Genomic DNA, 3,018 nt, shown 5'->3' with positions numbered 1-3,018 from the left:
GGAATTATGCTGAAGAAGAATACAAGACAATAACTGAAACTGAAAGAATAATAGAATTCGCTGATGTGAAAAACATAAATGAATTATGGGAATATTTAAGTCATGAAAAGGTTGAAGGGGTATCTAATATGGGAGCATTAGATACGATAGGATATGATGGGACGGAACAACCAACAAAAATAATATATGATTATGGAAATGGAAAGATTAATATCATAACAGAGTCAGGTACTTTATCACTTGGGATATTATTTGAGAATTATCTTAAAGATATATAAATATGGATAAAGAAGTGAAGAGTTTATGGGGGAATTGACGAAGTCATAAATAAGCAAAGTTAGAAGATATTTTATTTATGAACCGGATAGACCGTTATTGAGAGGAGGAGAAAGTGATAGATAAAAAAATACATATATTCACAATAATACTCTTGCTGATGTGTTTTATTTATGGATGTGGGATAAAAACATATTCAAAAACAGAAAAATTCATTGATTATAATTATGGTGTAGAAAATCTTTCAGATGAAGATGCAATAAAGCTTGTAAAAGAAATAGTATCTTTTATGGATACAGGTATAGAAACGGGTGAAGCTGTCGAAGGTATTAACGGGGAAAACTTTGACTATTTTAAGAACAAAGAAGATGAAGATAAATTAGAAATCTATCATAGAAATTATATAAAAGATAGTGCTTATAATTATTTGACTGCAATGTATAGAATCACAAGGTTTAATTCCGGCATGGGAAAGGCAAAAACAGGATTTGACGGTGGAACCATCAGGTATAAATTGGAAGCTGAAGAAGATTACAAAATTCTGTCGAGAAGAAATAATGAAATATGTATTGAAGCTGTTTTTAATAAAGACAGCAGTCTTGGAGACGGGATGCCGGATACAGATAAGGGTCAGATATTTCTCACTCTTTGTGATGACAATAAATGGAGAATTTCTAAAATATCTCAATGGTATGATGATTTAGTGTTCTATGAATTGGAAGAATATATAGATGAATTTTTTGACAGTCAAAATAATGTAAAAGAGGATTATGATACTTTTATTAGGAATTATGGGTACGATAAAAATGGGAATAGAATAACTATGCAGATGTTAAGATATTCTTTAAAGGACACGATCTTGGCGAGCAGCAGTTTTGATGTGTTGGAGAATTTAGATGACAGTTATATATTGGAACATCTTTCTAAACTTGCAACCTATATTGCTTATGAAGAGATATATGCCAGGCATGGGAAAATGTATCCGAAATATTCTATAGAATATAATTATTTCAATGGATTGAGCTGGTATAAAGAGAATAAAAAATTCAGTGAGGATGATTTAAGTGATATTGAAAGGCATAATTTAGAGATTATAAAGTCACATTTGGAAGAGTTTTAGGAGAAAAGAGTATGAAACATAAATTATTAAGTGTAATTAGCATAAGTTTTATATTACTTCTGTTTTTCAATGTCAAAACCGTTGCCATTGAAAATAAAGATAACAGTCCTGAAATGACTGATGAAAGAGCTATAGAGATTATTAAAGAGATTGCCGATTTTATGGATTCAGGAGAAAAGATCGGTGATGAGATATCTTGCAGAGAGTCGGATGGATATAATGATTATTACTTTAAAAATAAGGAGGATGAAGAAAAACTATATAAATACCATAGAGATTATATTAAAGATGCAGCCTATGATTATTTGTGTGAAATGTATGATATAAGGTTTTATAGAGGAAGATGCACACAGTCACGAACGTCAAGAAGTGATTTAAGTAGTTGCCTATACTATAAAATTAATACAAAAGGTGAGTTTAGCATAAAGAGTAAAGATAAAAAAAGTGCATGTGTTTAAATACAATTTATCAAAAAAGTGGTTTTGGCTGAGGATATGCCGGAAATCAGTGACGGTGAGGTGTATTTGGAACTGTGTGAGGACAATAAATGGAGAATATCTAAAGTTTCTCAATGGCTTAATGATTTGGCATACTATGATTTGGGAAATGAAATGAAGGTGTTTTTTGATCCGGAATATAGTTCACTACCTGAGTATGAAGAATTTATGGAAAAATATGGCTATGATTCAAAAGGTAATAGAATCAGTATGTACATAAGTACAGATGATAATGATGAGATTTTTACGGGAAGTGATACAGATATTATCGGCAGCAAATCAAATTTAGAAAAGCTGAAAAAACTTTCCAAGTTGGCGGCATATATGGCTCGTGAAGAGATATATGCCAGGCATGGGAAGATGTATACTAAAAACAGTCCGGAATATAATTATTTTATAAGAAAAAGTTGGTATGAGGAAAATGAAAGTTTTAAAGAGAGCGATTTAAATGACATTGAAAAAGAAAATATAAAGATAATCTCTGATTATATTGAAAGTTTTTAACGGAGATTAGAAACTATCTTGTTATTTAATGGAATAAAAAATAAATACATGGAGGTGTGTTATGAGGGCGTAACTTTTAGAAATAAACGGTTTTGATTTTATTGATATACAGGAATTTTATTCAGTGGTCCTATGTCAAGATTTAGTGCAAATTAAAATGAGAGGTTCCACCGGTTAAGATGCCGGAAGAACATGTGACTTATTATATAGCTTTTCAAACTCGTCAGTAGATTAGTTTATTATATTTATTTAGAAAAAAATATAAAGATAAGATTTAAGGAGACATTTATGATAGGGGTAAAGGGTAAATTAAAGTTTAGATGGGTTTTGTGTTTTATAATATTTTCCTTAGCATTATTGTTATATGGGAATCATTTATTTAAGGAAAGAGCTAAAAAATTGGAAGATATGAGAAAAAAAGAATCATTAGAGTTTATGGAAGATGGCTGGAAAAAATACAGAATGATGCTGTATGCCGGTGCAAATATGAAGTATACAGATAGTGAAGGAAATATCAGAGTAATAGAAACAGAACCTGTGCTTTTAGATATATATGATGAAGTTATAAAGCCCTATATTTTAGGTAAGATACCTACTCTTGGCTCCTTTCGGATAACTGAA

At 30.4% G+C, this 3,018-nt stretch carries 3 protein-coding genes and 2 pseudogenes; all 5 read left to right on the top strand.

Annotated features, from left to right (window positions below; all coding sequences use genetic code 11):
* Positions 1-278: pseudogene (locus tag HMPREF1495_RS13865) on the top strand (hypothetical protein); the annotation flags it as partial.
* Positions 279-391: 113 nt separating this feature from the next.
* Complete coding sequence (locus HMPREF1495_RS04620; protein ID WP_034212475.1) at positions 392-1,396, top strand: YARHG domain-containing protein; 1,005 nt, start codon at positions 392-394, stop codon at positions 1,394-1,396.
* An 11-nt stretch (positions 1,397-1,407) separates the two neighbouring features.
* Positions 1,408-1,854, top strand: a complete 447-nt coding sequence (locus HMPREF1495_RS14030; protein ID WP_242832854.1) for a hypothetical protein — start codon at positions 1,408-1,410, stop codon at positions 1,852-1,854.
* Positions 1,855-1,890: 36 nt separating this feature from the next.
* Entirely contained in the window at positions 1,891-2,397 is a 507-nt protein-coding gene (locus tag HMPREF1495_RS14025; RefSeq protein WP_242832853.1) for a YARHG domain-containing protein, read from the top strand.
* A 288-nt stretch (positions 2,398-2,685) separates the two neighbouring features.
* Positions 2,686-3,018, top strand: a pseudogene (locus tag HMPREF1495_RS04610) (hypothetical protein); the annotation flags it as partial.

The organism is Lachnoanaerobaculum sp. MSX33 (assembly GCF_000512995.1).
Lineage (GTDB): Bacteria > Bacillota > Clostridia > Lachnospirales > Lachnospiraceae > Lachnoanaerobaculum.
Note: the sequence above shows the minus strand (reverse complement) of the source record. Positions and strands in the feature narration are given on the sequence as shown.

Coding starts and splice junctions, on each gene's coding strand:
- HMPREF1495_RS14030 (WP_242832854.1), top strand. CDS start 1,408: ATGAAACATAAATTATTAAGTGTAATTAGCATAAGTTTTATATTACTT.
- HMPREF1495_RS14025 (WP_242832853.1), top strand. CDS start 1,891: ATGCCGGAAATCAGTGACGGTGAGGTGTATTTGGAACTGTGTGAGGAC.